This is a genomic window from Streptomyces sp. PH9007 (assembly GCF_059813725.1).
In genome coordinates, this window is the sequence record NZ_CM187440.1 from 356868 (window position 1) to 382062 (window position 25195).

General features: G+C 73.1%; 21 protein-coding genes and 1 riboswitch. Of the genes, 7 read left to right on the top strand and 14 right to left on the bottom strand.

Annotated elements, in window-relative coordinates; all coding sequences use genetic code 11:
• Positions 1-2: 2 nt before the first annotated feature.
• Entirely contained in the window at positions 3-2900 is a 2898-nt protein-coding gene (gcvP, locus tag ACTFAP_RS01430) for an aminomethyl-transferring glycine dehydrogenase (RefSeq protein ID WP_495683188.1), read from the bottom strand.
• Positions 2901-3086: 186 nt separating this feature from the next.
• Positions 3087-3183, bottom strand: a riboswitch (glycine riboswitch).
• 148 nt (positions 3184-3331) lie between these two features.
• On the opposite strand from gcvP, the gene ACTFAP_RS01435 reads away from it, so the two are divergent.
• A complete protein-coding gene (locus ACTFAP_RS01435; protein ID WP_390115256.1) occupies positions 3332-3736 on the top strand; it encodes a PRC-barrel domain-containing protein in 405 nt (134 codons plus the stop codon).
• On the opposite strand, the gene ACTFAP_RS01440 is transcribed toward ACTFAP_RS01435, so the two are convergent.
• From ACTFAP_RS01440 to clsA, 9 genes are all read right to left on the bottom strand, one after another.
• A complete protein-coding gene (locus tag ACTFAP_RS01440; RefSeq protein WP_500468008.1) occupies positions 3691-5091 on the bottom strand; it encodes a DNA polymerase IV in 1401 nt (466 codons plus the stop codon). The genes ACTFAP_RS01435 and ACTFAP_RS01440 overlap by 46 nt on opposite strands.
• Positions 5092-5139: 48 nt before the next feature.
• Complete coding sequence (locus ACTFAP_RS01445) at positions 5140-5751, bottom strand: MerR family transcriptional regulator (protein WP_386533488.1); 612 nt, start codon at positions 5749-5751, stop codon at positions 5140-5142.
• A 142-nt stretch (positions 5752-5893) separates the two neighbouring features.
• The gene (locus ACTFAP_RS01450) at positions 5894-6367 is read right to left on the bottom strand and encodes a bifunctional nuclease family protein (protein WP_030726939.1); all 474 of its coding nucleotides are present in this window, start codon (positions 6365-6367) and stop codon (positions 5894-5896) included.
• A 78-nt stretch (positions 6368-6445) separates the two neighbouring features.
• On the bottom strand, positions 6446-7027 hold the full coding sequence (locus tag ACTFAP_RS01455; RefSeq protein ID WP_375879440.1) for an FHA domain-containing protein: 582 nt from the start codon (positions 7025-7027) through the stop codon (positions 6446-6448).
• Between the two features lie 292 nt (positions 7028-7319).
• The gene (locus tag ACTFAP_RS01460) at positions 7320-8177 is read right to left on the bottom strand and encodes a DUF881 domain-containing protein (RefSeq protein ID WP_500468009.1); all 858 of its coding nucleotides are present in this window, start codon (positions 8175-8177) and stop codon (positions 7320-7322) included.
• A 5-nt stretch (positions 8178-8182) separates the two neighbouring features.
• Positions 8183-8515: a small basic family protein gene (locus ACTFAP_RS01465; RefSeq protein ID WP_019434707.1), complete on the bottom strand. Its 333-nt coding sequence runs from the start codon at positions 8513-8515 to the stop codon at positions 8183-8185.
• Positions 8512-9405 carry a DUF881 domain-containing protein gene (locus ACTFAP_RS01470; RefSeq protein WP_500468011.1) on the bottom strand — a complete coding sequence of 298 codons (894 nt, stop codon included), beginning with the start codon at positions 9403-9405 and terminating at the stop codon, positions 8512-8514. Before ACTFAP_RS01470 ends, ACTFAP_RS01465 begins: the two co-directional genes overlap by 4 nt.
• 100 nt (positions 9406-9505) lie before the next feature.
• The gene (locus ACTFAP_RS01475; RefSeq protein WP_030726951.1) at positions 9506-11998 is read right to left on the bottom strand and encodes a mannose-1-phosphate guanyltransferase; all 2493 of its coding nucleotides are present in this window, start codon (positions 11996-11998) and stop codon (positions 9506-9508) included.
• A 135-nt stretch (positions 11999-12133) separates the two neighbouring features.
• Positions 12134-12742: a cardiolipin synthase ClsA gene (clsA, locus tag ACTFAP_RS01480; protein WP_500468012.1), complete on the bottom strand. Its 609-nt coding sequence runs from the start codon at positions 12740-12742 to the stop codon at positions 12134-12136.
• A 201-nt stretch (positions 12743-12943) separates the two neighbouring features.
• Here clsA and ACTFAP_RS01485 point away from each other — a divergent pair, with 201 nt between their 5' ends.
• Positions 12944-13393 (top strand): PTS sugar transporter subunit IIA, encoded by a 450-nt coding sequence (locus ACTFAP_RS01485; protein WP_390115247.1) that lies wholly within the window; start codon positions 12944-12946, stop codon positions 13391-13393.
• Positions 13394-13407: 14 nt separating this feature from the next.
• Complete coding sequence (gene ptsP / locus ACTFAP_RS01490; RefSeq protein WP_390115245.1) at positions 13408-15078, top strand: phosphoenolpyruvate--protein phosphotransferase; 1671 nt, start codon at positions 13408-13410, stop codon at positions 15076-15078.
• Between the two features lie 367 nt (positions 15079-15445).
• Here the strand turns inward: ptsP and ACTFAP_RS01495 are convergent, their stop codons facing one another.
• Together ACTFAP_RS01495 and ACTFAP_RS01500 are read right to left on the bottom strand one after the other, a co-directional pair.
• Entirely contained in the window at positions 15446-16309 is an 864-nt protein-coding gene (locus ACTFAP_RS01495; RefSeq protein WP_500468013.1) for a DUF8829 domain-containing protein, read from the bottom strand.
• 32 nt (positions 16310-16341) lie between these two features.
• Positions 16342-18372: an acetoacetate--CoA ligase gene (locus ACTFAP_RS01500; RefSeq protein ID WP_500468015.1), complete on the bottom strand. Its 2031-nt coding sequence runs from the start codon at positions 18370-18372 to the stop codon at positions 16342-16344.
• A 201-nt stretch (positions 18373-18573) separates the two neighbouring features.
• Here ACTFAP_RS01500 and ACTFAP_RS01505 point away from each other — a divergent pair, with 201 nt between their 5' ends.
• Entirely contained in the window at positions 18574-18996 is a 423-nt protein-coding gene (locus tag ACTFAP_RS01505) for a hypothetical protein (protein ID WP_390125012.1), read from the top strand.
• Between the two features lie 6 nt (positions 18997-19002).
• Here the strand turns inward: ACTFAP_RS01505 and ACTFAP_RS01510 are convergent, their stop codons facing one another.
• Positions 19003-20217 (bottom strand): acyl-CoA dehydrogenase family protein, encoded by a 1215-nt coding sequence (locus ACTFAP_RS01510; RefSeq protein WP_495683194.1) that lies wholly within the window; start codon positions 20215-20217, stop codon positions 19003-19005.
• 167 nt (positions 20218-20384) lie between these two features.
• Here ACTFAP_RS01510 and ACTFAP_RS01515 point away from each other — a divergent pair, with 167 nt between their 5' ends.
• Entirely contained in the window at positions 20385-21182 is a 798-nt protein-coding gene (locus tag ACTFAP_RS01515) for a phosphotransferase enzyme family protein (protein WP_500468016.1), read from the top strand.
• A gap of 14 nt (positions 21183-21196) precedes the next feature.
• Here the strand turns inward: ACTFAP_RS01515 and ACTFAP_RS01520 are convergent, their stop codons facing one another.
• Entirely contained in the window at positions 21197-22591 is a 1395-nt protein-coding gene (locus ACTFAP_RS01520) for a C39 family peptidase (RefSeq protein WP_500468017.1), read from the bottom strand.
• A 129-nt stretch (positions 22592-22720) separates the two neighbouring features.
• On the opposite strand from ACTFAP_RS01520, the gene ACTFAP_RS01525 reads away from it, so the two are divergent.
• Both ACTFAP_RS01525 and ACTFAP_RS01530 read left to right on the top strand, forming a co-directional pair.
• Positions 22721-23293: a uridine kinase family protein gene (locus ACTFAP_RS01525; protein WP_400011258.1), complete on the top strand. Its 573-nt coding sequence runs from the start codon at positions 22721-22723 to the stop codon at positions 23291-23293.
• 25 nt (positions 23294-23318) lie between these two features.
• Positions 23319-25187, top strand: coding sequence for an AAA family ATPase (locus ACTFAP_RS01530; protein ID WP_500468019.1), 1869 nt, complete (start codon positions 23319-23321; stop codon positions 25185-25187).
• Positions 25188-25195: the final 8 nt, after the last annotated feature.

A 25195-nucleotide genomic window follows, 5' to 3' on the forward strand; every position in this document is an offset into this window, starting at 1 on the left:
TCTCAGTCCTCGTAGGAGTCCACCGGGGGGCAGGAGCACACCAGGTTGCGGTCGCCGAACGCGCCGTCGATGCGGCGTACCGGCGGCCAGTACTTGTCCTCGCGGCCCGCGTCGCCCGGGAAGACGGCGTCCTGACGGCTGTACGGGTGCGTCCACTCCTCGGTGAGCTGCACCGCGGTGTGCGGGGCGCCGGCCAGCGGGTTGTCGTCCTTGGGCCACTCCCCCGCACCGACTCGGTCAATCTCCGCCCGAATCGCGATCATCGCATCGCAGAATCGGTCGAGTTCGGCCAGATTTTCGCTCTCGGTCGGCTCGATCATGAGCGTCCCGGCGACGGGGAAGGACATCGTCGGCGCGTGGAACCCGTAGTCGATCAGCCGCTTGGCCACATCGTCGATGCTGACACCGGTGGCCTTGGTGAGCGGCCGGACGTCGATGATGCACTCGTGCGCCACCAGCCCGCCCGGCCCGGTGTAGAGCACCGGGTAGTGCGGCTCCAGGCGCTTGGCGATGTAGTTGGCGCCCAGGACCGCCGTCTGGGTCGCCTCGCGCAGCCCCTCCGGGCCCATGAGCCGCAGATAGGCCCAGGAGATCGGCAGAATGCCGGCCGATCCCCACGGCGCCGCGGAGACCGGGCCCACCGGGCCGTTCTCGGGCCCTGCGGTGGGCTGGAGCGGATGCCCTGGCAGGTACGGGGCGAGGTGCTCGCGCACCGCCACCGGGCCGACCCCGGGGCCACCGCCGCCGTGCGGGATGCAGAAGGTCTTGTGCAGGTTCAGGTGCGAGACGTCCGCCCCGAACCGTCCCGGACGGGCCAGCCCCACCAGCGCGTTGAGGTTGGCGCCGTCCACGTACACCTGGCCGCCCGCGTCGTGCACCGCCGCGCAGATCTCCTGGATGCCCTCCTCGAACACCCCGTGCGTGGAGGGGTAGGTGACCATCAGGACCGCCAGCTCGTCCCGGTGCCGCTCGATCTTGGCGCGCAGATCCTCGACGTTCACATCGCCGTTCTCGCCGGTGGCCACCACGACCACCTTCATCCCGGCCATCACGGCGCTGGCGGCGTTGGTGCCGTGCGCCGAGGAGGGGATCAGGCACACGGTGCGCCGCGGGTCACCGTTCGCCCGGTGGTAGGCGCGCACCGCGAGCAGCCCGGCCAGCTCACCCTGCGAACCGGCGTTGGGCTGCAGCGAGACCTTGTCGTAGCCGGTGATCTCGGCGAGCCCGTCCTCCAGTTCGCGGATCAGGGTGCGGTAGCCCTCGGCCTGCTCGATCGGCGCGAACGGGTGCAGCGCGGCGAACTGCGGCCAGGTGACCGGCTCCATCTCGACGGTGGCGTTGAGCTTCATGGTGCACGAGCCCAGCGGGATCATGCCGCGGTCCAGCGCGTAGTCCCGGTCGGCCAGGCGCCGCAGATAGCGCAGCATCGCGGTCTCGGAACGGTGCTGGTGGAACACCGGGTGGGTGAGGTACTCGTCGGTCCGCAGCAGCGCGCCGGGCAGCGCGTCCGGCGTCGCGGCGTCCAGGGCGTCGATGTCGGTATGCGCGGCGTCCACGCCGAAGGCGGTCCACACGGTGGACAGTTCGGCGCGGGTGGTGGTCTCGTCGCAGGCGATGCCGACCAGGTCGGGCCCGTCCTGGCGCAGATTGACGCCGGCCTCGCGGGCGGCGGCCACGACCTGCTCCGCGCGGCCCGGCACCCGGGCGGTGACGGTGTCGAAGAACGCCCCGTGCACCACCTCGACGCCGCCCGCGCGCAGCCCGGCGGCCAGCAGCGCGGCGTAGCGGTGGGTGCGGCGCGCGATGTCCGCCAGCCCCTGCGGGCCGTGGTACACGGCGTACATGCCGGCCATCACGGCCAGGAGCACCTGCGCCGTACAGATGTTGCTGGTGGCCTTCTCCCGGCGGATGTGCTGCTCGCGGGTCTGCAGCGCCAGCCGGTAGGCGCGCTTGCCGTCCGCGTCCCGGGAGACGCCCACCAGGCGTCCCGGCAGGCTGCGGGCGTACGCCTCGCGGACCGCCATGTAGCCGGCGTGCGGGCCGCCGAAGCCCATCGGCACGCCGAACCGCTGGCTGGTGCCCACCGCGATGTCCGCGCCCAGCTCGCCCGGCGAGGCGAGCAGGGTGAGGGCGAGCAGATCCGCGGCGACGGTGACGACCGCCCCCAGTTCGTGGGCGCGCTCGATGACCGGGCGCGGGTCGCGCACCGCGCCGCCGGTCCCCGGGTACTGGAGCAGGACGCCGAAGATCCCGCGCTCGGCGGCCTCCTGCGGGATGCCGTCGGTCAGGTCGGTGACCACCACCTCGACCCCGGTGGGCTCGGCGCGGGTGCGCAGCACGGCGACGGTCTGCGGCAGGGTGTCGGCGTCGACCAGGAAGACGCCCTGCTTGACCTTGCCCACCCGCCGCGACAGCGCCATGGCCTCGGCGGCGGCGGTGCCCTCGTCCAGCAGCGAGGCGCCGGCGGTGGGCAGCCCGGTGAGCTCGGAGACCACGGTCTGGAAGTTCAGCAGGGCCTCCAGGCGGCCCTGGGAGATCTCCGGCTGGTAGGGCGTGTACGCCGTGTACCAGGCGGGGTTCTCCATGACGTTGCGCAGGATGACCGGCGGGGTGAACGTGCCGTAGTAGCCCAGGCCGATCATGGGTGTCAGGACCTGGTTGCGGTCGGCCAGCGCGCGCAGTTCGGCCAGCACGGCGGCCTCCGAACGGGCCTGCGGCAGCCGCAGCGGGCCGGAACCGGCGATGGAGGTGGGCACGGCGGCCGAGGTCAGCTCGTCGAGGGAGCCGAAGCCGACCTGCGCGAGCATCTTCGCCCGGTCGGCCGCGTCGGGGCCGATGTGGCGGGCCGCGAACGGCGAGCCGTGCTCCAGTGCGCTGAGCGGGAGTGGGCGTTCGGACATCTGGGGGCCTCCTGGTCGCTGGGACCCGCAACCACCGGGCGGTGCCTGCTGCGGCCTCCCCCTCTGTCATGTCGACCTGAGAGCTTCACCGCGCCGCCGCCCCGTCGGGCGATGGCACGGCTTTCACCGTCGGTGAGGGCGGGGCCGGGACGGATGTCCGGCCGCCACCCTGCTTTCCAGAGTGGTTTCGCCCGTGCGGTACGGGGGCCTGAGAGATTCCGGGGAGGATTTGCTCCTTCGGCGCCGCCGGCACAGGGCCGGTGGACTCTCCCGCACGAGGTCGTCAACCGTTTTCGAGCCTACCAGCGGCCTTCGGGCTGCGAACATGGAGAGGGAGCCCCGCTCCCGGTGCCGGTGGACTCGACTGGCCGACTCCGGGTATGTGCCGTTACGTGAAGGCGAAGGGGCGTGCGGCCCGGCAGTGATGAACCGTGGGAGGAACCGTGCAGACCGATATCGATCCCCGCAGCCTGATCGGGCGCAAGGCGTTCGACCGGAACGGAGCAAAGATCGGCACGGTGGACGAGGTCTATCTGGATGACGCGACCGGTGCACCCGAATGGGCGGCTGTGCGCACCGGACTCTTCAGCCGGGACGCGTTCGTGCCCCTGGAGCCCAGCGAGCTGGTCGAGGAGTCCCTGCGGGTGCCCTTCGACCGGGCCCTGATCAAGGACGCGCCGGACTTCGGGGTGGGGCGGCATCTCTCCCCCGAGCAGGAGTTGCAGCTGTACCACCACTACGGTCTCGATGTGCCGATGGCCGCGCCCGAGGACGAGGCCACACCGCCCGATCAGGACTTCGGCCGGCTGGCCTCGCCGCCGGACGAGGAGCGCTGAGGGCCCCCGGTCAGCGGCAGTGGGCCGGAGCGGCTCAGCCCGGGATCGTCCACCGCGAAGGTACGCACCCGGCCCGGCGCGGACCACGGCGTCTCGAACCGCACGGTGACCCGCCCGACGCCGCTGCCCTGCACCCAGCCGGGGCCGTGCCCGGTGTGCTCCACGTCCAGGCCGGGAAGCCACCGGCGGTCGGGGGCCGGCTCGGCCTCCGGGGCGGGTCCGGCGGGCCCCGCCGCCCGCTCGGGCGCGCTGTCGGCGCCGTCCTCCTCGCCCTCGACCGTGGCGCCCGCCTGGGCGAACAGATCCTCCTGGGTGAAATCCGCCAGTCCGGTGACGCCCACCCCCAGCAGCCGGACGCCGTTGGTGGTGTCCACCCCCTCCAGCAGCCGCGCGGCCAGCTCCCGCACCACCACCGGGTCGTCGGTGGGCCCGCGCAGCGTGTCCGAGCGGGTCAGGGTGGAGAAGTCGTGGCTGCGCACCTTCAGCACCACGGTGCGCCCGGAGCGGCCGTGCTCGCGCAGCCGCCGTACGCACCGCTCGGCCAGCCGGTCCACCTCGTGGCGCACCCGGGCCCGGTCGGTGAGGTCCACGTCGAAGGTGTCCTCCACCGAGACCGATTTGGCGTCGCGCTCGGCGACCACCGGGCGGTCGTCGATCCCCAGGGCCATCGCGTGCACCCCGCCGCCGTGCGCGGTGCCCAGCAGGCGCAGCAGCTCCGTCTCACCGGCCCGCACCACGTCGCCCACGGTGCTGATCCCGGCCCGGCGCAGGACCCCGTCGGTGGCCGGGCCGACCCCGGGCAGGGTACGGACCGGCAGCGGGGCCAGCAGGTCCCGCTCGGCGCCGGGCACGATCAGCTCCAGCCCGTCCGGCTTGGCCCGCTCCGAGGCGATCTTGGCGAGCATCTTGGAACCGGCCAGGCCCACCGAGCCGCTCACCGTGGTCGCCGCCCGGATCCGGGCGCGCAGTGCGTGCCCCACCGCCTCGGCCTCGGCGGCGGTGTGCGCCGTGCCGCCCGCCAGCAGATCGACGAACGCCTCGTCCAGGCTCAGCGGCTCCACCAGCGGGGACAGTTCCCGCAGCAGTCCCATCACGATCTCGCTGACCGAGCGGTAGACGTCGAAGCGCGGGTACAGATAGGCGGCGTTCGGGCAGCGCCGTCTGGCCTGGCCCATCGGCATGGCCGAGTGCACCCCGAACCGCCTGGCCTCGTAGGAGGCGGTGGCCACCACGCCGCGCGGACCGAGCCCGCCGACGATCACCGGCTTGCCCCGCAGCGACGGCTTGGCCGCCTGCTCCACCGAGGCGTAGAAGGCGTCCATGTCGAGGTGCAGGATCGTCGGCTGGCCTCTCACCCTCCCGATGGTGCCCCACGGGTCTGACAATCCCGGGGAACGGCGGGATCAGCGGGCTCCGCGCTGTCGGCGTCTGGCCAGTTCGTCGGAGGGGTGGCCGGCGCCGCCGACGGCTTCCCCGGTGTCCACCCGCTCGGCCTGGAGCCGGGCGAGGGCCGCCTCCACATCGCCCCACACCGCGCCGACCGCGATCCCGAAGACGCCCCGGCCGCCGCGCAGCAGCTCGGCCAGCTCCTCGGGGGATTCGCAGCGGTAGACGGTGGCCCCGTCGCTCATCAGGGTCAGCCCGGCCAGCTCCGCCAGATCGGCGGAGCGCAGGGCGCGCACCGCCGTACGGATGCTCTGCAGGGAGACCCCGGCGTCCAGCAGCCGCTTGACGATCTTGAGCACCAGGATGTCCTGGAAGCTGTACAGCCGCTGGGTGCCCGAACCGTGCGCCGGGCGGATGCTGGGCTGCACCAGCTGGGTGCGGGCCCAGTAGTCGAGCTGGCGGTAGGTGATCCCGGCGGCGGCGCAGGCACTGGGGCCCCGGTAGCCCAGGCGCTCGCGCCCCGTGCCCTGCCCCTGGGGGGTGGCCGGCGCCCGCAGGGGTTGCCGCGGCGGCACGCCCGGCAGCGAGGAGATCCCGCCCACCGCCGTACCCTCGCCGTTACCTGTCACGCCGGCCTCCGTTCCGCACGCCCCGACCGTGCCCTCGCCACTCACCGCGTGTGACGATGAGCACGCGCACAGCGCTCCTCCCAAGACATGCCCCACAGACGCTAAGCATGCACACTCAGCGCGTCAACGATCGCCACACCGGCTACTGATTGCTGGAGCCGAAGTCCTCGGGAGAGATCTGGTCCAGGAACTCCCGGAACCGTTCCACCTCGTCCTCCTGCTCGTCGGGGATGATGATCCCCGCGTCGTCCAGCACCCCGTCACTGCTGTAGATGGGGGTACCCACACGCAGCGCGAGCGCTATGGCGTCGGAGGGCCGGGCGCTGACCTCGACACCGCTGGCGAACACGAGCTCGGCGTAGAAGACACCGTCGCGCAGATCGGTGATCCGCACGGCGGTGAGTTCCTGCCCGATCGCCTCGAGCACGTTCTTCAGCAGGTCGTGCGTCAGCGGCCGGGCAGGGGCCAGCCCCTGCTGGGCGAAGGCGATCGCGGTGGCCTCCCCGGGGCCGATCCAGATGGGGAGGTAGCGATCGCCGTCCACTTCACGGAGGAGCACGATGGGCTGGTTGTTGGGCAATTCGACCCTGACACCCACGACGTCGAGCTGGTTCACACATCAACCCTAGGTCGTGACCGGGGCATTTGGATAGTCGAGAACCGCCGCGCGGCGCCGTACGCTCTCCGTGAGCCGTCACCCACCGTACTGGCCGGTGAAGAAGACCAGCCGGTATTTACCGATCTGCACCTCGTCACCGTGCGCGAGCACCGCCGAGTCGATGGGCTCCCGGTTGACATAGGTGCCATTGAGGCTGCCCACGTCGAAACACGAGAAACCGCCTTCCGGACGGCGGCGGAACTCCACATGGCGGCGGGAGACCGTCACGTCGTCCAGGAAGATGTCGCTCTGCGGGTGGCGGCCCGCGGTGGTGAGGTCACCGTCCAGCAGGAAGCGGCTGCCGGAGTTCGGCCCGCGCCGCACCACCAGCAGGGCGGAGCCCGGCGGCAGCGCGTCCACGGCGGCCTGGGCCTCCGGGGAGAGCGCGGGCATCACCGCGTGCTGACCGGTGATCTCGGAGTCGTACGCCTCCAGACCGGAGATCGAGATGGTGGAGGTCGTCTCCGAGGAGCCCTCCACGCCCGGCCGCAGCGGGTTGCCGCACTGCGAGCAGTAGCGGCTCGACGGGGCGTTGCGCGAGCCGCAGCGCCCGCAGGGCGTGCCGCCGGCCTGCGCCGCAGGAGCCTGGGAGCCTATGCCGCCGGCCTGGCCGTCCACCTCGTCACGGAACAGCGGGCGCCCCGCCTCCGTCGCGGGCGCCCCCGCAGGCTGCTCGCCACGGCGGGCATGAGGCCGTGCGGCACTGTGCGAGCCACCCTGACGCCTGCCGAACAACCTAGCGAAAAAACTCACCAGCGATCCCCTCGCACCTAGCCCCGACCCGTCGGTGGACGGGCGGTCCATTGTCTCTCATCCGCCGCGCCGGACACTCTGCCAACGTACGCGGCCCGTATTCAGTTTCCCTTACCGAGAGCCACCACATCGGGCAGCCCCCGGCGATGGCTCCCCGTCACGACGACGACTGAGCGTAGTCAGGCCGGTCCGCCGATCGCAAGGCGTCCACGAGGACGGTGTCCGGCCGCTCCACCGTGACCCCGGCCTGCTCCTTCTCCAGGGACTGCACGACGCCCCCGGGGATGTTCAGCGCCGGTTCCAGGTCCTGCGGCCGTCCGATGGCGTCGATCACGTACGGGGCGTTCACCGCCCGGCCGTCGATGCGCACCTGGCCGTTCTCGTCCGTGAAGAAGGTACCGGCCACCACCCGTACGTCGTTGATCTGGATCGCCTCGGCGCCGGCCGCCCGCAGCTCCTGCACGGCGTCCAGCAGCATGTCGGCGCGCACCCCGCCGGCCGGGTCGGTGACCCGCAGCTCGATGCCGGGGCCCTCGGCGGCCACCGTACCGGCCAGGATGCCCAGCTGCCGCTCGCGCTCGGCGGTCTGCCGGCGGGCCTCCTCGGCCTGGTCGGAGCTGGTCTCCAGGTCGGTGCGCTGCTCCTCCAGGGCGTTGCGCTCGTCCTCCAGACGGCCGCTGCGGTCCTCCAGATCGCTGAGGATGCGCACCAGGTCCTCGGGGCGGGCGCCGCGCAGCGCGCTGTCCTCGGCGCTGGCGGCCCGTACCTGGATGGCCAGGCCGAGGCCCAGCACGAACAGCAGCGCGGCCACGATCAGCTGGCTGCGGGTGACGCGGGGCGGCCACAGGCCGGCCCACAGCACGTCCCGGCCGGTCGGGCGCGCGGGCGGGGCGGGCGGGGCGGCCTCGCGCTCCGCGTCCGGTGCCGGCGCGCGCGGCGCCTCGGGCGCTCCCTGCCGCGCGTCCCCGGACTCCGGCGCCGGCCGGCGGTCGCGGTCCTGCTCGGGGTCGCTCATGGCACTCACGCCCGGAAGAGGTGTCGGCGGATGGACGCGGCGTTGGAGAAGATCCGGATGCCCAGAACCACGACCACGCCGGTGGACAGCTGGGCCCCCACGCCGAGCTTGTCGCCGAGGAAGACGATCAGCGCGGCCACCACGACGTTGGACAGGAAGGAGACGACGAAGACCTTGTCGTCGAACATCCCGTCCAGCATGGCGCGCAGCCCGCCGAAGACCGCGTCGAGCGCCGCGACGACGGCGATCGGCAGATATGGCTCAAGTCCCATGGGCACCACGGGCCGGGTGAGGATTCCGGCCACGACGCCCAGCACGAGCCCCAGTACGGCGATCACTGTGTGTTTCCTTCTCCCGTGTCCGCGGGTCGCGCCGTCCGGACCGTGAGGCTGGTGGCGGCGGGTATGCGGATCTCTTGCTGGTCGGAGGTGGCGGCCCGGATGCCGTAGTTGTCGCGCAACACGTTGAGGTACTGGCCGTCCACCGTGGAATCGAAGCGGGTGCGCAGGTCCTGCGGGTCACCGATGGCCTGGACGGTGTACGGGGGGACCAGCGGACGGTTGTCGACGAGGATGGCGTCGCCCGCCGCGCGGATGGCCGACAGGGCGGTGAGCCGCTGTCCGTTGACGGCGATGGCCTCGGCGCCCGAGGTCCACAGTCCGTTGACCACCCGCTGGAGGTCGCGGTCACGGACCCGGCCGGTATCGAAACCGGAGCCCTCCCTGGCGTCCCCGCCGCCCTCGGCGATGCCCTTGGCGTCGTTGATGACGAGTTCGAGCCCGGGCCCCTGGACGGCGCCGGCGCCGGCGAGCAGCGCGGTCAGCTCACCGGGGTCCCCGCCGCTGTCGCTGAGCAGGTCGCGCTGTCGGGCGGCGACCTCGGTGCGCAGGGCGTCCACCTCCTGCTGGAGCGCGTCCATCGCCTCGGTGCCGGACTCGACCCGCTCCAGGAGTTCCTGGCGCTCCCGGGCGACGGTGGGTGCCGCCTCCCGGGCCTGGGCGGCGCCCAGGGTGACCACCAGGCCGGCCAGGACGAGCCCGGTGGCCAGCCAGAGCTTGGCGCGCAGGGTGCGCGGCAGCCCGGACCGGCCCTCGCTGTGCCTGCGTGCCGCCGCCTGGGCGTACCCCTCGTCGAGGGTGTGGTTCATGACGGTGGTCAGCAGCGACATGGAGGCGTCGGGGCGCGCCGGCGGGCGTGGCCCGTTGGGCTGCGATGACATGGCGCACATGGTCGCACGCCACCCCGGGGGAGTTCGAAACGGGCCCCTGGGGAGGCGTGCGGTCCGGCCGCCGGGCGGTGCCGGTGGCCGGTGGGTTCAGCCGGGTCGGTCAGTGGTCGGCGCCCTCGACCACCGCCGACCAGTGCTCCAGGAGTTCCTGCGCGGTGGCGTCGTCGGGACCCTCGGCCCACAGGTGGGTGAGGGCCTCGGCCGGGTCGGGCAGCACCAGCACCCAGCGGCCGTCGGCCTCCACCACCCGTACCCCGTCGGTGGTGTCGATGGAGCGGTCGCCTGCCGCCTCCACGACGCGCCGCATGACCAGGCCCTTGACGGCCCAGGGGGTGGCGACGGAGCGGCGCAGGACGTGCGCCCGGGGGATGCGGGCGTCGATCTGGCTGAGGGAGAGCTGGGTGCGGGCCACCAGACCGGTGAGCCGGGCGAAGGCGGCGGTGGCGTCGAAGACGCTGGAGAACTCGGGGACGATGAAACCGCCCTGGCCGTCCCCGCCGAAGACGGCGTCCTTGCCGGCGGCGCGGGTGAGGTCGTCGGGCGAGGTGGTGGTCCACTCCACCTGGGTGCCGTGGTAGGCGGCGACCTGTTCGGCGATGCGGGTGGTGGTGACGGGCAGCGCGACCCGGCCGCTGCGGCGTTCGGCGGCCACCAGGTCGAGCATCACCAGCAGGGCGCGCTGGTCCTCGATGATGCGGCCGCGTTCGTCGACCAGGGCGAGCCGTTCACCGACCGGGTCGAAGCGGACGCCGAAGGCGGCGCGGGAGGAGGAGACCATCTCCCCCAGGCGTACGAGGCCGGCCCGGCGGGTCTCGGCGGTCTCGGTGGGACGGGCCTCGTCCTGGCCGGGGTTGATGACCAGCGAGTCGACGCCGAGCCGGCCGAGCAGGCTGGGCAGCACGAGCCCGGCGCTGCCGTTGGCCGCGTCGACGACGATCTTGAGCCCGGACTCGGGGACGCCGGTGGTGTCGACGGCCCGGATGACGGCGCCGGTGTAGGCGTCGAAGACGCTGGCGGGGAAGCGCAGGTCGCCGATCTCCCCGGGGAAGGCGCGGCGGTACTCCTGGCGGGCGTACACGCGGTCGAGCTTGCGCTGTCCCGCCTGGGAGAGGTCGGCTCCGCGTTCGTCGAAGAACATGATGTCGACGGAGTCGGGCACGCCCGGGGTGGTACGGATCATGACCCCGCCCGCGCTCCCGCGGGCGGTCTGCTGGCGGGCGACGGGCAGTGGGACGTTCTCCAGGTCGCGGACGTCGATGGCGCTGGCCTGGAGGGCGGAGATGACGGCGCGTTTGAGGGCGCGGGCGCCCCGGGAGTGGTCGCGCGCCGTGGTGACGGTGGAGCCCTTCTTGAGGGTGGTGGCGTAGGCGCTGGCGAGCCGGACGGCGAGCTCCGGGGTGATCTCCACGTTGAGAATGCCGGAGACGCCGCGGGCGCCGAAGAGGTGGGCCTGGCCGCGGGATTCCCAGATGACCGAGGTGTTGACGAACGCGCCCGCCTCGATCGTCTTGAACGGGTAGACGCGGACGTTGCCCTGGACGATGGATTCCTCGCCGACCAGACACTCGTCGCCGATGACGGCGCCGTCCTCGATCCGGGCGGCGCGCATGATGTCGGTGTTCTTGCCGATGACGCAGCCGCGCAGATTGGTCTGCGGGCCGAGATAGACGTTGTCGTGGACCACGGCCTTGTGCAGGAAGGCGTCGGCCTTGACGACGACGTTCGAGCCGATGACGGTGTGCTCGCGCACCTCGGCGCCGGCCTCGATCTTGGCGTAGTCGCCGATGTAGAGCGGGCCGCGCAGTTTGGCGTCGGGGTGCACCTCGGCGCCCTCGGCGACCCAGACCCCGGGGGAGATCTCGAAGCCGTCGATGTCGACGTCGACCTTGCCCTCCAGGACGTCGGCCTGGGCCTTGACGTAGCTCTCGTGGGTGCCCACGTCCTCCCAGTAGCCCTCGGCGACATAGCCGTAGATGGGCCGGCCCTCCTTCATCAGCCGGGGGAAGACGTCGCCTGACCAGTCGACGGGCACGTCCGGTTCGACGTAGTCGAAGACCTCGGGCTCCATCACGTAGATGCCGGTGTTCACGGTGTCCGAGAACACCTGGCCCCAGGTGGGCTTCTCCAGGAAGCGTTCGACCCGGCCGTCCTCCTTGAGGATCGTGATGCCGAACTCCAGCGGGTTGGGCACCCGCGTGAGACAGACGGTGACCAGGGCGCCGCGTTCGCGGTGGAACGCGATGAGGTCGGTGAGGTCGAAGTCGGTGAGGGCGTCGCCGGAGATCACCAGGAAGGAGTCGTCCTTCAGGGCTTCCTCGGCGTTCTTCACACTTCCGGCCGTACCCAGGGGCTTCTCCTCGTTGGCGTAGGTGAGGTCCATCCCCAGTTCCTCACCGTCGCCGAAGTAGTTCTTCACCAGAGAAGCGAGAAATTGCACGGTGACCACGGTCTCGGTCAGACCGTGCCGCTTCAGCAGCCGGAGCACGTGTTCCATGATCGGACGGTTCGCCACGGGCAGCAGTGGCTTGGGCATGCTCGCGGTCATGGGGCGAAGCCGGGTGCCTTCGCCACCAGCCATTACGACGGCCTTCATATCGGAAGTGTCCTCCTTGGGGAGACGGCAGTCATGCCGACCGCACCCGTCTGGAGGGGCCCGGGCCCGGGGTGGCTCCCCGGAAAACTGCGGCACGTGCGGGCGCCAGGCCCCTGCGACACTGCCAGGGCGGGCTCAGTCGGCCGTGGCATCCGCCTTGAGGATTCGGCGGACCTGGACCACGTACAGGACTCCTGCCCACCAGTAGAGCGCTGTACCCCAGCCGACGAACGCCCATCCGAAAATGGCGGCGAGGGAGGCGAGGACGCCGTCACCGTCGCTGAGGAGCAGCAGCGGGAAGCCGTACATCAGATTGAAGGTGGCGGCCTTGCCCACGTAGTTGACCTGGAGCGGGGCGTAGCCGCGGCGGTCCAGGACGAAGACGGTGACGGCCATCATGGCCTCGCGGGCCAGCAGCAGCGCCGTGACCCACCACGGGAGGATCTCGCGCCAGGTGAGCCCGACGAGGGTGGACAGGATGTAGAGCCGGTCGGCCGCGGGGTCCAGGATGCGGCCCAGGTCGGAGACCTGGTTCCAGCGGCGGGCGAGCTTGCCGTCGAGGTAGTCGCTCACTCCGCTGAGGACGAGCACCAGCAGGGCCCAGCCGTCCCGGTTGGGGCCGTCGAAGACCGGGGACAGCACCAGCCACAGGAACACGGGCACGCCCAGCAGCCTGGCCATGCTCAGGATGTTCGGGATGGTGAAGACCCTGCTGGTCTGCGTGTCCGGATCCTGGACGTCCACCCGGAAGCCTCCCGTTGTTCATGCCTGTTCCGGCCGGTGTGCGCCTTTGTGCGCCTTGACCCTACCGGGCGCGGTGGCCGGGTCACCGCTCGGGGCGGCCGGTGATCGGGGTGCTCCGGATCCCATGACTTACGCTTTTATATGGTGTGCCGTCCGAAAAGTGATGGACCCTGATTGTTTTCGCCCTTTGAGAGGCCCTTCATGACCACTGTCACATCTCCTGTGGCCGGGCGGGCCATCCCCCTCGCCGACGTCGCCGATCCCGCGTTCGCCGAGGCGGTGATCGGGTCGGGCGCGGCCGTCGAACCGCTCCTCGCCCCCTGTACGGCCGTGGCCCCCATCGACGGCATCATCGTCTCGCTGCGCCCGAACGCCTATGTGGTGGTCGACGCCGGGGGACGGGGCGTTCTCACCCATCTGGGTCTCGATACGGTTCAACTGGACGGACAGGGTTTCGAACCGCTGGCCAACAAGGGCGACACGGTGCGCCGGGGCGACCCGGTGGTGCGGTGGAACCCGGCTGCCGTGGCCGCGGCGGGGAAGTCCCCGGTGTGCCCGGTGGTGGCGCTCCAGGCGACCGCCGACGCCCTGTCCGACGTCGCCGCGGACATCGAGGTCCTGGCCGGTGACCCGCTTTTCGGCTGGAACTGACGGAGACAGGTGTGATGGAGACAATGCTGCAGGGAGTCGGCGTCAGTCATGGCGTGGCCATCGGCGAGGTGCGGCACATGGGCACCGCGGTGCTGGAACCGCCGGCCGACCAGGTGCCCGGCCAGGACACCGAGCGCGAGACCGCGCGGGCGAAGCAGGCGGTGGACGCCGTGGCGGCGGACCTCGTGGCCCGCGGCAACCTCGCCGGCGGTGAGGCCCAGGCGGTTCTGGAGGCGCAGGCGCTGATGGCGCAGGACCCGGAGCTGGCGGCGGACGTCGCCCGCCGGGTGGCCGGCGGCAGCACCGCCGAGCGGGCCGTGTACGACGCGTTCGGCGCGTACCGGGAGCTGCTGGCGGCGGCCGGCGCGTATCTGGCCGGCCGGGTCGCCGACCTCGACGACGTCCGCAACCGCATCGTGGCGCGGCTGCTGGGCGTGCCGATGCCCGGGGTGCCGGACAGTGACGAGCCCTTCGTCCTGGTGGCCCGGGATCTGGCGCCGGCGGACACCGCGCTGCTCGATCCGGCGCTGGTGCTCGGCTTCATCACCGAGGAGGGCGGGCCGACCAGCCACAGCGCGATCCTCGCGCGGGCGCTGGGGGTGCCCGCCGTGGTGGCGCTGCCGGGTGTCGGCGAGCTGGCCGAGGGCACCGTGGTGGCGGTGGACGGCAGCACCGGCGAGGTCACCGTGAACCCCAGCGGTGAGCAGCGCGCCGCGCTGGCGCGGGCCGCCGAGGAGCGCAGGGCGGCGCTGGCGGCCTCGACCGGCCCGGGCGCCACCTCGGACGGCCACAAGGTGCCGCTGCTGGCGAACATCGGCGGTCCCGCCGACGTGGCGGGCGCGCTGGAGGCCGGCGCGGAGGGTGTGGGCCTGTTCCGCACCGAGTTCCTTTTCCTCGACGACAGCGAGCGCGCGCCGTCGCTGGAGACCCAGACGGCCACCTACCGCCAGGTGCTGGAGGCGTTCCCGGAGGGCCGGGTGGTGGTGCGGGTGCTGGACGCCGGCGCGGACAAGCCGCTGGCCTTCCTGAGCCCGGGCGAGGAGCCGAACCCGGCGCTCGGCGTGCGCGGGCTGCGGACCCTGCTGGACCACCCTGAGGTCCTGGACACCCAGCTGAAGGCGCTGGCGGCGGCGGCCGAGGGGCTGCCGGTCTACCTGGAAGTGATGGCCCCGATGGTGGCGGACCGGGCGGACGCCAAGGCGTTCGCGGACGCCTGCCGCGCGGCGGGCCTGCGGGCGAAGTTCGGCGCGATGGTGGAGATCCCCTCGGCGGCGCTGCGCGCCAGGTCGGTGCTTCAGGAGGTGGAGTTCCTGTCGCTGGGCACCAATGACCTGGCGCAGTACACCTTCGCGGCCGACCGCCAGGTCGGGGCCGTGTCCCGGCTCCAGGACCCGTGGCAGCCGGCGCTGCTGGATCTGGTGTCGCTGTCCGCCGAGGCGGCCAAGGCCGAGGGCAAGAGCTGCGGCGTGTGCGGCGAGGCGGCGGCCGACCCGCTGCTGGCCTGTGTGCTGACCGGCCTCGGCGTGACCAGCCTGTCGATGAGCGCGTCCGCGATCCCCTACGTCCGGGCGGCGCTGTCGCGGCACACGCTGGCCCAGTGCGAACGGGCGGCCGCGGCCGCCCGGGCCACCGAGTCGGCCGAAGAGGCCCGCGCGGCGGCCGAGGCGGTCCTCTCCGGCGAGTGATCCCGGAGTCTGCCCCGGCCCCGCCCCGAACGGGCGGGGGCCGGGGCAGACCCCCGTGGAACGCGCCGACGCACCCGGGAGCCGGACAGGAAGGCCGGACCGCCCCGACCCACCGGCGGCCACACCCTCACCGGCTGACCGGCCCCGGGCCCGGAACAGGACGGGCACCGCGCACTCGGGGATCGGCTCGCGACCGGTGGGCGGGGGTCCTCCGCCGGGGCCGCGCAGTGTCGGCCCGGTTTTGGCGCGGACCACGCCGTCGGCCCGTTCTCCCCCCATTGGCTCTCCCTGCCGCCGGCGCGATCGGCGGACCTCCGGACCGGGGGGTTGCGCCGGGCCCCCGGGCCGGTGGGCGGAGTGGGGCCGGTCAGGGGCCCTCGCAGAGGATCGTCGGCAGCGGCGGGGCGTCGCGGTAGTCGACGCCGTGTTCGGGTGGGATCGGATCGCCGGTCATGGGGTCGGTGCAGTAGGCGCTGAAGACCTCCGATTCGGTCAGCGGCACCACCTCACCCGCCTCCAGGCGCCAGCCCACCGCTTCCGTCCGGCCGCCGTCCACCGCCATCCGCAGGACCAGACCGCCGGGGGCGCCGGTGGCCAGCGCCACCCCCAGGACCGCGCACAGGGCCAGCGTCGCCGCCTCGGTCGGCTCCGGGGCCGTGTCCAGCGCCGCCGACAGGGGCACGCCCCGCACCAGCACCGTGCACACCAGGTGCCGGCGGCCGCCGCCCGCGTCCTCCAGGAGCAGCGGCAGCACCGCCGCCGCCCGGCGGAACGCGCAGCGCGCCAGCGGCTCCCCGCACCGTACGCACCCGCCGGCCTCGCCCAGCAGCTCCGTGGCCCGCTCCCAGGAACGCAACCGCTCCCGTTCGACGAGCAGTTCGGGCAGCAGCCGGCGCAGCGAGCGCCGTCCGGTGAAGGGCAGCGTGGCGCCGCGTGCCGCGTCCACCGCCGTGTACCGGGCGCGGCTGGCCGCGCTGTCCGGGTCCAGCCGCTGCCGCGCGCACCACAGCGCGAACCCCTCCGGGTCGAACAGCGCGACCCGCACATGCCCCGACTCCCCGGCCAGCGTCCGAAGCAGCCGCTCGGTGTGCCGCAGATAGCCGCGGTGGTCGGTGAAGCCGAAGCTCGGATAGCGGCGCATCCGGGCGAAGCCCACCGGATCGGCGATCACCCCGACCGTCCCGCAGCTCTCCTTGCGGCACACCGGCCGCTGCTCCCCCTGCCGTGTCATGACTCCCCCTTCGACGGATCAGAACCTACTGATCACTCACCGTAATCGGGGTCACTGACAATCGCGCGCTCGCGGGCGAGGCGCTCGAAGAACCGCAGGGCGCCGATGTCGTCCACCGAGCCCGCGTTGACCGCCTTCTCCAGCGGCGTCCCCTGCAACAGCCGCTTGACCGGCACTTCCAGACGCTTCCCGGTCAGCGTGTGCGGGACCGCGTCGATCGCCAGGATCTCGTCCGGCACATGACGCGGGCTCAGCTGCTCGCGGATGGCGGTGCGGATCACCGTCCGCAGCGCGTCGTCCAGCACCACCCCCTCCGCGAGCCTGACGAACAGCGGCATCCAGTACCCCCCGTCCGGCTGCTCGACGCCGAGCACCAGCGACTCGCCGATCTGCGGCAGCCGTTCCACCACCTCGTAGATGTCGGCCGACCCCATCCGCACCCCCTGCCGGTTGAGGGTGGAGTCGGACCGGCCGTGGATGACGACGGTGCCGCGAGAGGTGAGGGTGATCCAGTCGCCGTGACGCCACACCCCGGGGTAGGTGTCGAAGTAGCTCTCCCGGTACCGGGTGCCGTCCGGATCGTTCCAGAACCGCAGGGGCATCGACGGCATCGGTGTCGTCACCACCAGTTCCCCCACCTCGTCCACCAGCGGCTTCCCGGCCGGGTCCCAGGAGCGCAGATCGGTTCCCAGGCACGGCGCCTGCAGCTCGCCCAGGTAGACCGGGAGGGTGGGCACCGCCCCCGCGAAGCAGCTGCACACATCGGTGCCGCCGCTGACCGAGGCGATCCACAGCCCCGGGTCCACCTCCTCGTGCAGCCAGCGGAAACCGTCCGGGGGCAGCGGGGAGCCGGTGGTGGCCACGCAGCGGGTGGCGCTCAGGTCCAGGTCCCGCCCCGGCCGGACCCCGGCCTTGGCGCACGCCATCACGTAGGCGGCCGAGGTGCCGAAGACCGTCGCCCGGGTCCGCTCGGCGATCCGCCACTGCGCGTCGGTGGCCGGGTACCCCGGGCTGCCGTCGTACAGGACCACGGTGGTGCCGGTCAGCAACCCGGAGACCAGGAAGTTCCACATCATCCAGCCGGTGGAGGTGTACCAGAACAGCCGGTCGCCCGGGCCCAGATCGCAGTGCAGTCCGAGCTGTTTGAGGTGTTCGAGCAGAATGCCGCCCTGGGACTGGACGATCGCCTTGGGCAGTCCGGTGGTGCCGGAGGAGTACAGCACCCACAGCGGGTGGTCGAACGGTACGGCCGTGAACTCCGGTTCGGTCTCCCCGCCGGTCAGCTCCGCCCACTCCAGCGCGCCCTCGGGCGCCCGGGTGCCCAGCAGCGGGACGTGGATCACCGCGCGCAGGGTGGGGAGTTCGCGGCGCAGTTCGGCCACCGTCTCCCGGCGGTCGTGCTCCTTGCCCCCGTACCGGTAGCCGTCGACGGTGATCAGCACCACCGGCTCCACCTGGGCGAACCGGTCCAGCACACTGCGCGCCCCGAAGTCCGGGGCGCAGGAGGTCCACACGGCGCCGACGGCGGCGCTGGCGAGCAACGCCACCACGGCCTGGGGGATGTTGGGCAGATAGCCGCTGACCCGGTCCCCCGGCCGTACCCCGAGACGGCGCAGTGCGGCGGCCAGCGAGCCGACCCGGTGACGCAACTCCGTCCAGCTGACCGGCTCCGGTTGCTGGCGCTCGTCCAGGCACAGCAGCGCGGGCGCGTCGGCACGGCCCGATTCCAGGCCGGCCCGCAGGGCGTGTTCGGCGTAGTTGAGGGTGGCTCCGGGGAACCAGCGGGCGCCCGGCATGGCGGGATCGGCCAGCGCCGGTTCCCCCGGGGTGCGGAAGTCGACCGCGAACCAGTCGGCGACGGCCCGCCAGAAGGCGTCCAGGGAGGTGACCGACCAGTGGTGCAGCGCCGCGTACCCGGCCGCCGGGTCATCGGGTAGGGGGGATGGCGCTCCGTACCGCTGGGCGGCGAAGGAGTGAAAGCGCGTGAGAGTGGCCGCCGCGATCCGCTCCGGGTCCGGGCGCCACAGCGGTTCGGGGGCGGGGGCGTGGGTCTCGGTGGTCATGACGGCTCCCGGCGGGGGTGGTTGGGGTGCGGGTGGGCGTGAGGATGCCAGCAGATCGGCGGTGTCCCCAGGCGCCGCCATCCGGTGTGATGAACGCCACAAACTCCCGTCCGAGTCCTGATCAACGCTGCGATTAACCGCGCTGACCGGCGGGAAGTGCTTGCTGTGGCCCAGGCCACCGCGCCGTCCGAGGGGGATGCCATGCGCTCCGTATCGACCACTGTCCACCGCATCGACGAGGATCCCGATCTTCCGGATGACACCGAGCCGGACGGGTCGGCCGACCTCGCCGATCCGGCGGAGCCGGCCGACATCTGGGCGGTACGGGTGTCCTGCCCGGACTGCGGCCATCCGGTCGCGCTGGCCGAGCGGGCCCAGACGCTGCCCGAGCACGCCTGGTGCCCCACCGCGTGGCAGCCGTTCGGCCTCACCGTGTGCACCGGTTCCGGGCGCCGGGTGGCCGGGGACGGCGCCGTGGTGTTCCTGCCGGTGGAGCCGCTGATCGGCGACCCCGCCCCGGCCGGACTGCCCGAGGGCCTGGACTGGCGCCTGCAGCCGTTCTCGCACGCGGCGGACACGGCCGCCCGGGCGGGCCGGACGACCGGCCTGCGCCAGGCGGCCTGAGCCGCGCTAACCACGCCCGCCGGAGCGAGCCTTGCCGCCGCCGTTGCCGTTGCCGCTCCCGGTCAGCCGGCTGCCGATGACGGCGCGCTGGATCTGATTGGTGCCCTCCACGATCTGGAGCACCTTCGCCTCCCGCATGTAGCGCTCCGCCGGGAAGTCGGCGGTGTAGCCGTACCCGCCCATCAGCTGCACGGCGTCGGTGGCCACGCGCATCGCGGTGTCCGAGCAGAACAGCTTGGCCATCGCGGCCTGCCGCCCGAACGGCTCCCCGGCGTCCCGCAGCCGGGCGGCGGCCAGGTACAGCGCCCGCCCCGCCTCAATCTGGGTGGCCAGGTCGGCGAGCATGAACCGCAGCCCCTGGAAGTCGGCGACCGGCTTGCCGAACTGCTTGCGCTCCAGAGTGAAGGCCAGCGCCGTCGTGAACGCCGCCTGGGCCACCCCGATCGAGCAGGCGGCGATGCCCAGGCGTCCGGAGTCCAGCGCGGCCAGCGCCAGCCGCAGCCCCGCGCCCTCCTCGCCCAGCCGCCGGGTGTCCGGCACCCGTACGCCGTCGAAGTGCAGCTGAGCGGTGGGAGAACCGTTCATGCCCATCTTGCGCTCGGGCGCGGCGGCGCTGAGCCCGGCGGTGTCGCCCGGCACCAGGAACGCGGTGATCCCGTCGGGCCCGTCCCCGCCGGTACGGGCCATCACGGTGTAGAAGTCCGCGATGCCACCGTGCGTGATCCACGCCTTGGTGCCGTTCAGTATCCACTCCTCGCCGTCCCGCACGGCGCGGGTGCGCAGACTCGCCGCGTCCGATCCGGCGGCCGGCTCGGAGAGCGCGTACGCCCCGAGCAGCCCCTCCCCCAGCATCGCCGGCAGCCACTCGGCCCGCTGCTCCTTGGTGCCGAACCCGGCCAGGCCGTGACAGGCGAGCGTGTGGACGCTGGCCCCCAGCCCCACCGTGAGCCGGGCCGCGGCCAGTTCCTCCAGGACCTGCAGGTACACCTCGTACGGCTGCTCCCCGCCCCCGTACTCCTGCGCGTAGGGCAGACCCAGCAGCCCGGTGGCGGACAGCTGACGGAAGAGGGCGCGCGGAAAGACGCCGGCCGCCTCCTCCGCGTCCGCGCCCGGCGCGATCTCCCGCTGGATCAGCTCCCTGACCAGATCCAGCAGATCGCGGGCTTCGGGGGTGGGCAGGGTTCGCCGTACCGGCTGGAGTCCCTCGGCGGAGATCGTCACGCGCTTTCCTCCCATGTGGTGGCACCGGGCAGCACGCGACGCGGTCGCGGCGGCGCTGCCTCGGGGTCATCGGTCGGCCGGCCGCGGATGATCACCACGGTCCGGCGGTTGGGAGTATGCCCGAAACCCGTTCGCACGTCACCGGTGCCGGATGACACCCTGACGCCGTGTCCCGTCACGAAGAACAGCCGCTGTCCGGAGGCAACGTCAGCGCCGCGGTGGTACGCGTGGGCGACACCGTACGGCGCCCCGCCGGATTCTGGACCCCCGCCGTGCACGCCCTGCTGTCCCATCTGCGCGCCTGCGGCTTCACCGCCGCCCCGCGCCCGCTGGGCATCGACGAGCGGGGCCGCGAGGTGCTGGACTTCGCCCCCGGCGAGGCCGTGTGGCCACACCGCTTCGCCGTCGTGGAACCCGCCGCCCGCCTCGCCCGGGTGGGCCGGCTGATCCGCGAGCTGCACGACGCGCTCGCCGGCTTCACCCCACCGCCCGGCGCCCGCTGGAACGCCCTGATCCCGGACATCGGCGACGAGATCATCGCCCACCACGACCTGGCCCCGTGGAATCTGGTGGCCGAGGACGGCGACGCGGGCCGGTGGACCATCATCGACTGGGACAACGCCGCCCCCGGGACCCGGCTGTGGGACCTCGCCTACGCCGCCCACGGATTCCTGCCACTGATGGCGCACCCGCACTGGCGGCGCACCGATCAGGACGCCGGGGCCCGGCTGCGCGTCCTGGTGGACGCCTACGGTCTCGACGAGGCCCAGCGGCTGGCGCTGGTACCGCTGCTGGCCCGCCGCGCCCGCTCCATGCACGACTTCCTGCGGGAGCGGCACGCGGCCGGCGACCAGCCGTGGGCCACCTTGTGGCGCGAGGGCCACGGCGAGGTCTGGTCGGCCGATGCCGCGTACACGCAGGAACGCGAGGAGCTGTGGCGGGCGGCGCTGCTGGGGGCGGGCTGAGCGGGCCGGGCCGCTCAGCGGACCCCGACGGCCGCCAGGGCCCGGCGCTGGGCCGCGGTCGGCCGGGCCGGGAAGAACAAGTAGACGACGCCGCCGCTGCCGCCGCGTTCCACCCCTCCCGCGTCCAGCCGTCTGGTGCGCAGCAGGATGTTCTCGAACTGCCGCCGGTTGTAGACCCGCCGCACCTCGGCGTTGCTGGGGCTGGCCGGGTCGTTCGCGATCACGTCGCCGTCCGCCGTGAAGCCGACGACCGTCATCAGATGGCCCGCCGTGCCGTAGCCGGAGCCGTCCAGTTCCGCCTCGTAGAAGGACTGCGAGGTGATCAGCGGGATGCCGGCCGCGATCAGCGTCTCGGCGTCCGCCAGCGAGGCGATCCGCGTCACCACGCCCTGCATGTCGGGGTAGGAGGCGGCGTAGGCGGTGTTGAAGGGCCAGTTGCCGCAGCCCTCGTACTCGTAGTCGAAGGTGAAGCGGGCGGCGTGGCACACCTGGGGGTCGTCGTAGGCCGGGTTCACCCACGCCAGGTCATCGGCGCCGGGGCCCTTGCCCCAGTAGGCGAGGATCATGGTGGCGGATGTCGGGCTGCACCAGGCCTGGCCGCCGCCGTTGTACTCGGGGTAGCGGCCGATGTGGATGTTCTGCGAGTGCGGCGGCACCGGCAGCTCGGTACCCGCGGCCACCCCCGGCGTGCTGGCCGGGACCTCGAACCGGTCGGGCACGTCCGAGACCATCGCACCGACCCGCCACACCACCGGGGAGACCGTCAGCCCCGGCTTGCGGTGCAGCGTCAGCCGCAGCCGGTAGCCGGCGATCCGCAGCGGCCCGTCGGTGTCGTCGACGGCCACGGTGTCGGTCCACACGCTGGACTTGCCGTCCCGCTGGCCGTCCAGCGAGGTGCGCCGCAGGTCCTCGTCGCCCGAGGCCCACACGCCCAGCGTGTACCAGGGGCTCTCGGTGCCGTCCGTGTACGTGGCCCGCACCTCGATCCGTACGAAGGTGCCCGCGGGGGTGTCGGCGTTCCACGAGGCGATCAGCTCGCTGCCGGGGGTGCGCACCCGGTGCTCGGGCGAGAGCCAGGTGGCGTGCTCCCACGGGGAGGTGTTCCCGGTGTGCGGGTCGGTGTAGTCCACGGTGCCCTGGGAGCGGCGCAGCAGGACGCCCGAGCGGTCCCCCGACACCAGGGCGGTGCCCCGGCCGGTGCCCGAGCGCCAGTCGGACGCCGAGGTCCAGGCGTGGTAGGCGATGGTCGAGGCCGCGACCGTGAGCGCGTCGGTGGGGGCCTGGGCCGGGTCGGGCTCCGCGGCGTCGCGGCGGCCCGGCACGGCGGCGGCAGCGGTGGCGGCGGTGGCCGCCGTGACGGCGGCGAACGCGGCGGCGGTCAGCACGGTACGGCGTGGCGTCTGGGTCACGGTGGGGCCTCCCGGTGGGGTCGCAGGCTGCGGGCTCCCACTATCGCGGCTGCGCCTGCTGACGGCCAGTAACCCCGGGGCAACGGTGCGCGTCATTATTGGTCCCACCTGTGGCACTACGCTGGCCCCGTGTCCCTCTCCCCCGCCCCCGGCCCGCCGGACCTGCGTGAACTCGCCGCCCGGCTGCGCGCGCTGCCGCCCTCGCTGGGCCCGGTGCGGCTGATCGGTGTCGACGGGTACGCCGGCTCCGGCAAGTCCACGCTGGCGGCGCGGCTGTCCACGGCACTGGACGGCGCCCCCGTGGTGCACCTGGACGACCTCGCCAGCCACGACGCGCTGTTCGGCTGGATGGACCGGCTCACCGAACAGATCCTGGACCCGCTGGCACGGGGCGGCACCGCCCACTACGAGGTGTACGACTGGGAGCGCCGCGCCTACACCCGTACCGCCCGCGTACCGCCCGCCCCCGTGGTGCTGTTGGAGGGGGTGGGGGCCGGCCGGCGGGCGCTGCGCGGCCGGCTGGCGCACCTCATCTGGCTGGCGGTGCCCCGGCAGCGTGCCTGGGCCGCCGGGCGCCACCGGGACGGCCCCGCCCAGGCGGCCTTCTGGCGCGGCTGGGAGCCCGCGGAACGGCGGCACTTCGCCGATGATCCCTCGGAACCGTCGGCGGATATCCTGATCTCACCGAGGTGCGACAGCTGAGCGGTATCCGCGCATGGGGGTCGTCATGATGTCTGGCACGCAAGACGTTCACGGTCCGCACACCGGAGCCGATCTGGCATGGCTGCGCGGTGTGGACGCCTACGCGGCGGCCGCCTACCCGGAGGCCGAGGAGGAGTTCCGGGCGGCGGTGCGGGAGGACCCGGGCATGGCCGACGCCTGGCTCGGGCTGCACGCGCTGCGCACCGAGGTGGCCCCGGCCCTGCTCCAGATGTACCGGCACCGGGCGCGGTTCGGCGAGCAGCGGGCCCGGCACGGACGGCCGCTCAGCTCCTGGTACTGGCTGGGCTGGTGGGTGCAGCCGGTGCTGGAGACCGACCGCGATCTGCTGCTGGCGCACGCCTCGCAGCTGCTGGACGGTCACCGGCTGCCGGAACTGGACCGGGCGCTGGCCCAGTGCCCGCCGCCGGACACCGACCCCTTCGCCCGTTTCCTGCACGCGTGCCGCTGCTATCTCACCCGGGACTGGGAGGGGCTGTTCCGGCTCACCTCCACCTTGCAGTCCGATCCGCAACTGGGCGTGGAGGCGGGGCTGTTCGCCGGGATGGCGCGGGTGCGGATGGAGATGTACGACCAGGCGGAACCGCTGCTGGCGGCCGCCTTGATGCGCTGCCGCAGCGAACAGCCGCAGCGCAAGGAGCTGCGGTACTGGCTGGCGCGGGCCCGTGAGGGCAGCGGGCGCAGCGCTGCGGCGATCCCGCTGTACCGGGCGGTGCACCAAGTGGACGCGGAGTTCATGGACACCGCCGAGCGGCTGACCGCGCTGGCGGTGGAGGACGCGGACACCGCCCAGCTGGCGCTGGCCCCGTACGGCCCGGCGCCCGCCCCGGCCCCGCTGCCGGTTCCGGGGCAGCTGGGCGGGGAGCGGCTGCCGGCCGCCGCCGGCGAGGGGCGGGCGGCCGGGACGCCCGGCCGGCCGGGCCCGGTGGCGGGGCACGGCCCGCGGCCCGCGGCCGGGCCCGCGCTGCCGCCGGCGCCGGATCCGGCGCTACTCGCGCACACCCTGGCCGAACTGGACCGGATGGTCGGGCTCGAACCGGTCAAGGAGCAGGTGCGGGCGATGTCCGCGCAGCTGCGGATGGCGCGGTTGCGCTCCGGCCAGGGTCTGCCGGTGCAGCCGCCCAAACGGCACTTCGTCTTCTCCGGCCCCTCGGGCACCGGCAAGACCACGGTGGCCCGCATCCTGGGCCGGGTCTTCCACGCGCTGGGGCTGCTGAGCCACGACCGGCTGGTGGAGGCGCAGCGCGCCGATCTGGTGGGCGAGTTCCTGGGCCAGACGGCGGTGAAGGCCAACCGGCTGATCGATTCGGCGCTGGGCGGGGTGCTGTTCATCGACGAGGCGTACTCGCTGGTGCACTCCGGCTACAGCAAGGGCGACGCGTACGGGGACGAGGCGCTCCAGGTGCTGCTGAAGCGGGCCGAGGACAGCCGGGAGCATCTGGTGGTGATCCTGGCCGGGTATCCGCAGGGCATGGACCGGCTGCTGAACGCCAACCCCGGTCTGGGATCGCGCTTTTCGGCCCGGGTGGAGTTCCCCAGCTACCGGCCGGTGGAGCTGACGGCGATCGGGGAGCTGCTGGCGGCCGATCACGGCGATGTGTGGGACCCCGAGGCGCTGGAGGAACTGCGCAGCATCAGCGCGCACGTGGTGGCCGAGGGCTGGATCGACGAGCTGGGCAACGGCCGCTTCGTGCGCACCCTGTACGAGACGAGCTGCGCGTTCCGGGACATGCGGCTGGCGGAGTCGGCCACCGATCCGGGCCGGCAGGATCTGGCGACGCTGCGGCTGCCGGATCTGATGCAGGCGTACGGGGATGTGCTGGCGTCCCGCGGGCGGGGCCGTCCCGATCAGGGCCGGCGCCCGCCGCTGCCGTGACGGTTTCC

Bases quoted from the DNA above. Each gene is read 5' to 3' on its own strand.
- gcvP (WP_495683188.1), bottom strand. From the start codon at position 2,900: ATGTCCGAACGCCCACTCCCGCTCAGCGCACTGGAGCACGGCTCGCCG.
- ACTFAP_RS01460 (WP_500468009.1), bottom strand. From the start codon at position 8,177: ATGAGCGACCCCGAGCAGGACCGCGACCGCCGGCCGGCGCCGGAGTCC.
- ACTFAP_RS01470 (WP_500468011.1), bottom strand. From the start codon at position 9,405: ATGTGCGCCATGTCATCGCAGCCCAACGGGCCACGCCCGCCGGCGCGC.
- ACTFAP_RS01475 (WP_030726951.1), bottom strand. From the start codon at position 11,998: ATGAAGGCCGTCGTAATGGCTGGTGGCGAAGGCACCCGGCTTCGCCCC.
- ACTFAP_RS01485 (WP_390115247.1), top strand. From the start codon at position 12,944: ATGACCACTGTCACATCTCCTGTGGCCGGGCGGGCCATCCCCCTCGCC.
- ptsP (WP_390115245.1), top strand. From the start codon at position 13,408: ATGGAGACAATGCTGCAGGGAGTCGGCGTCAGTCATGGCGTGGCCATC.
- ACTFAP_RS01495 (WP_500468013.1), bottom strand. From the start codon at position 16,309: ATGACACGGCAGGGGGAGCAGCGGCCGGTGTGCCGCAAGGAGAGCTGC.
- ACTFAP_RS01500 (WP_500468015.1), bottom strand. From the start codon at position 18,372: ATGACCACCGAGACCCACGCCCCCGCCCCCGAACCGCTGTGGCGCCCG.
- ACTFAP_RS01505 (WP_390125012.1), top strand. From the start codon at position 18,574: ATGCGCTCCGTATCGACCACTGTCCACCGCATCGACGAGGATCCCGAT.
- ACTFAP_RS01530 (WP_500468019.1), top strand. From the start codon at position 23,319: ATGATGTCTGGCACGCAAGACGTTCACGGTCCGCACACCGGAGCCGAT.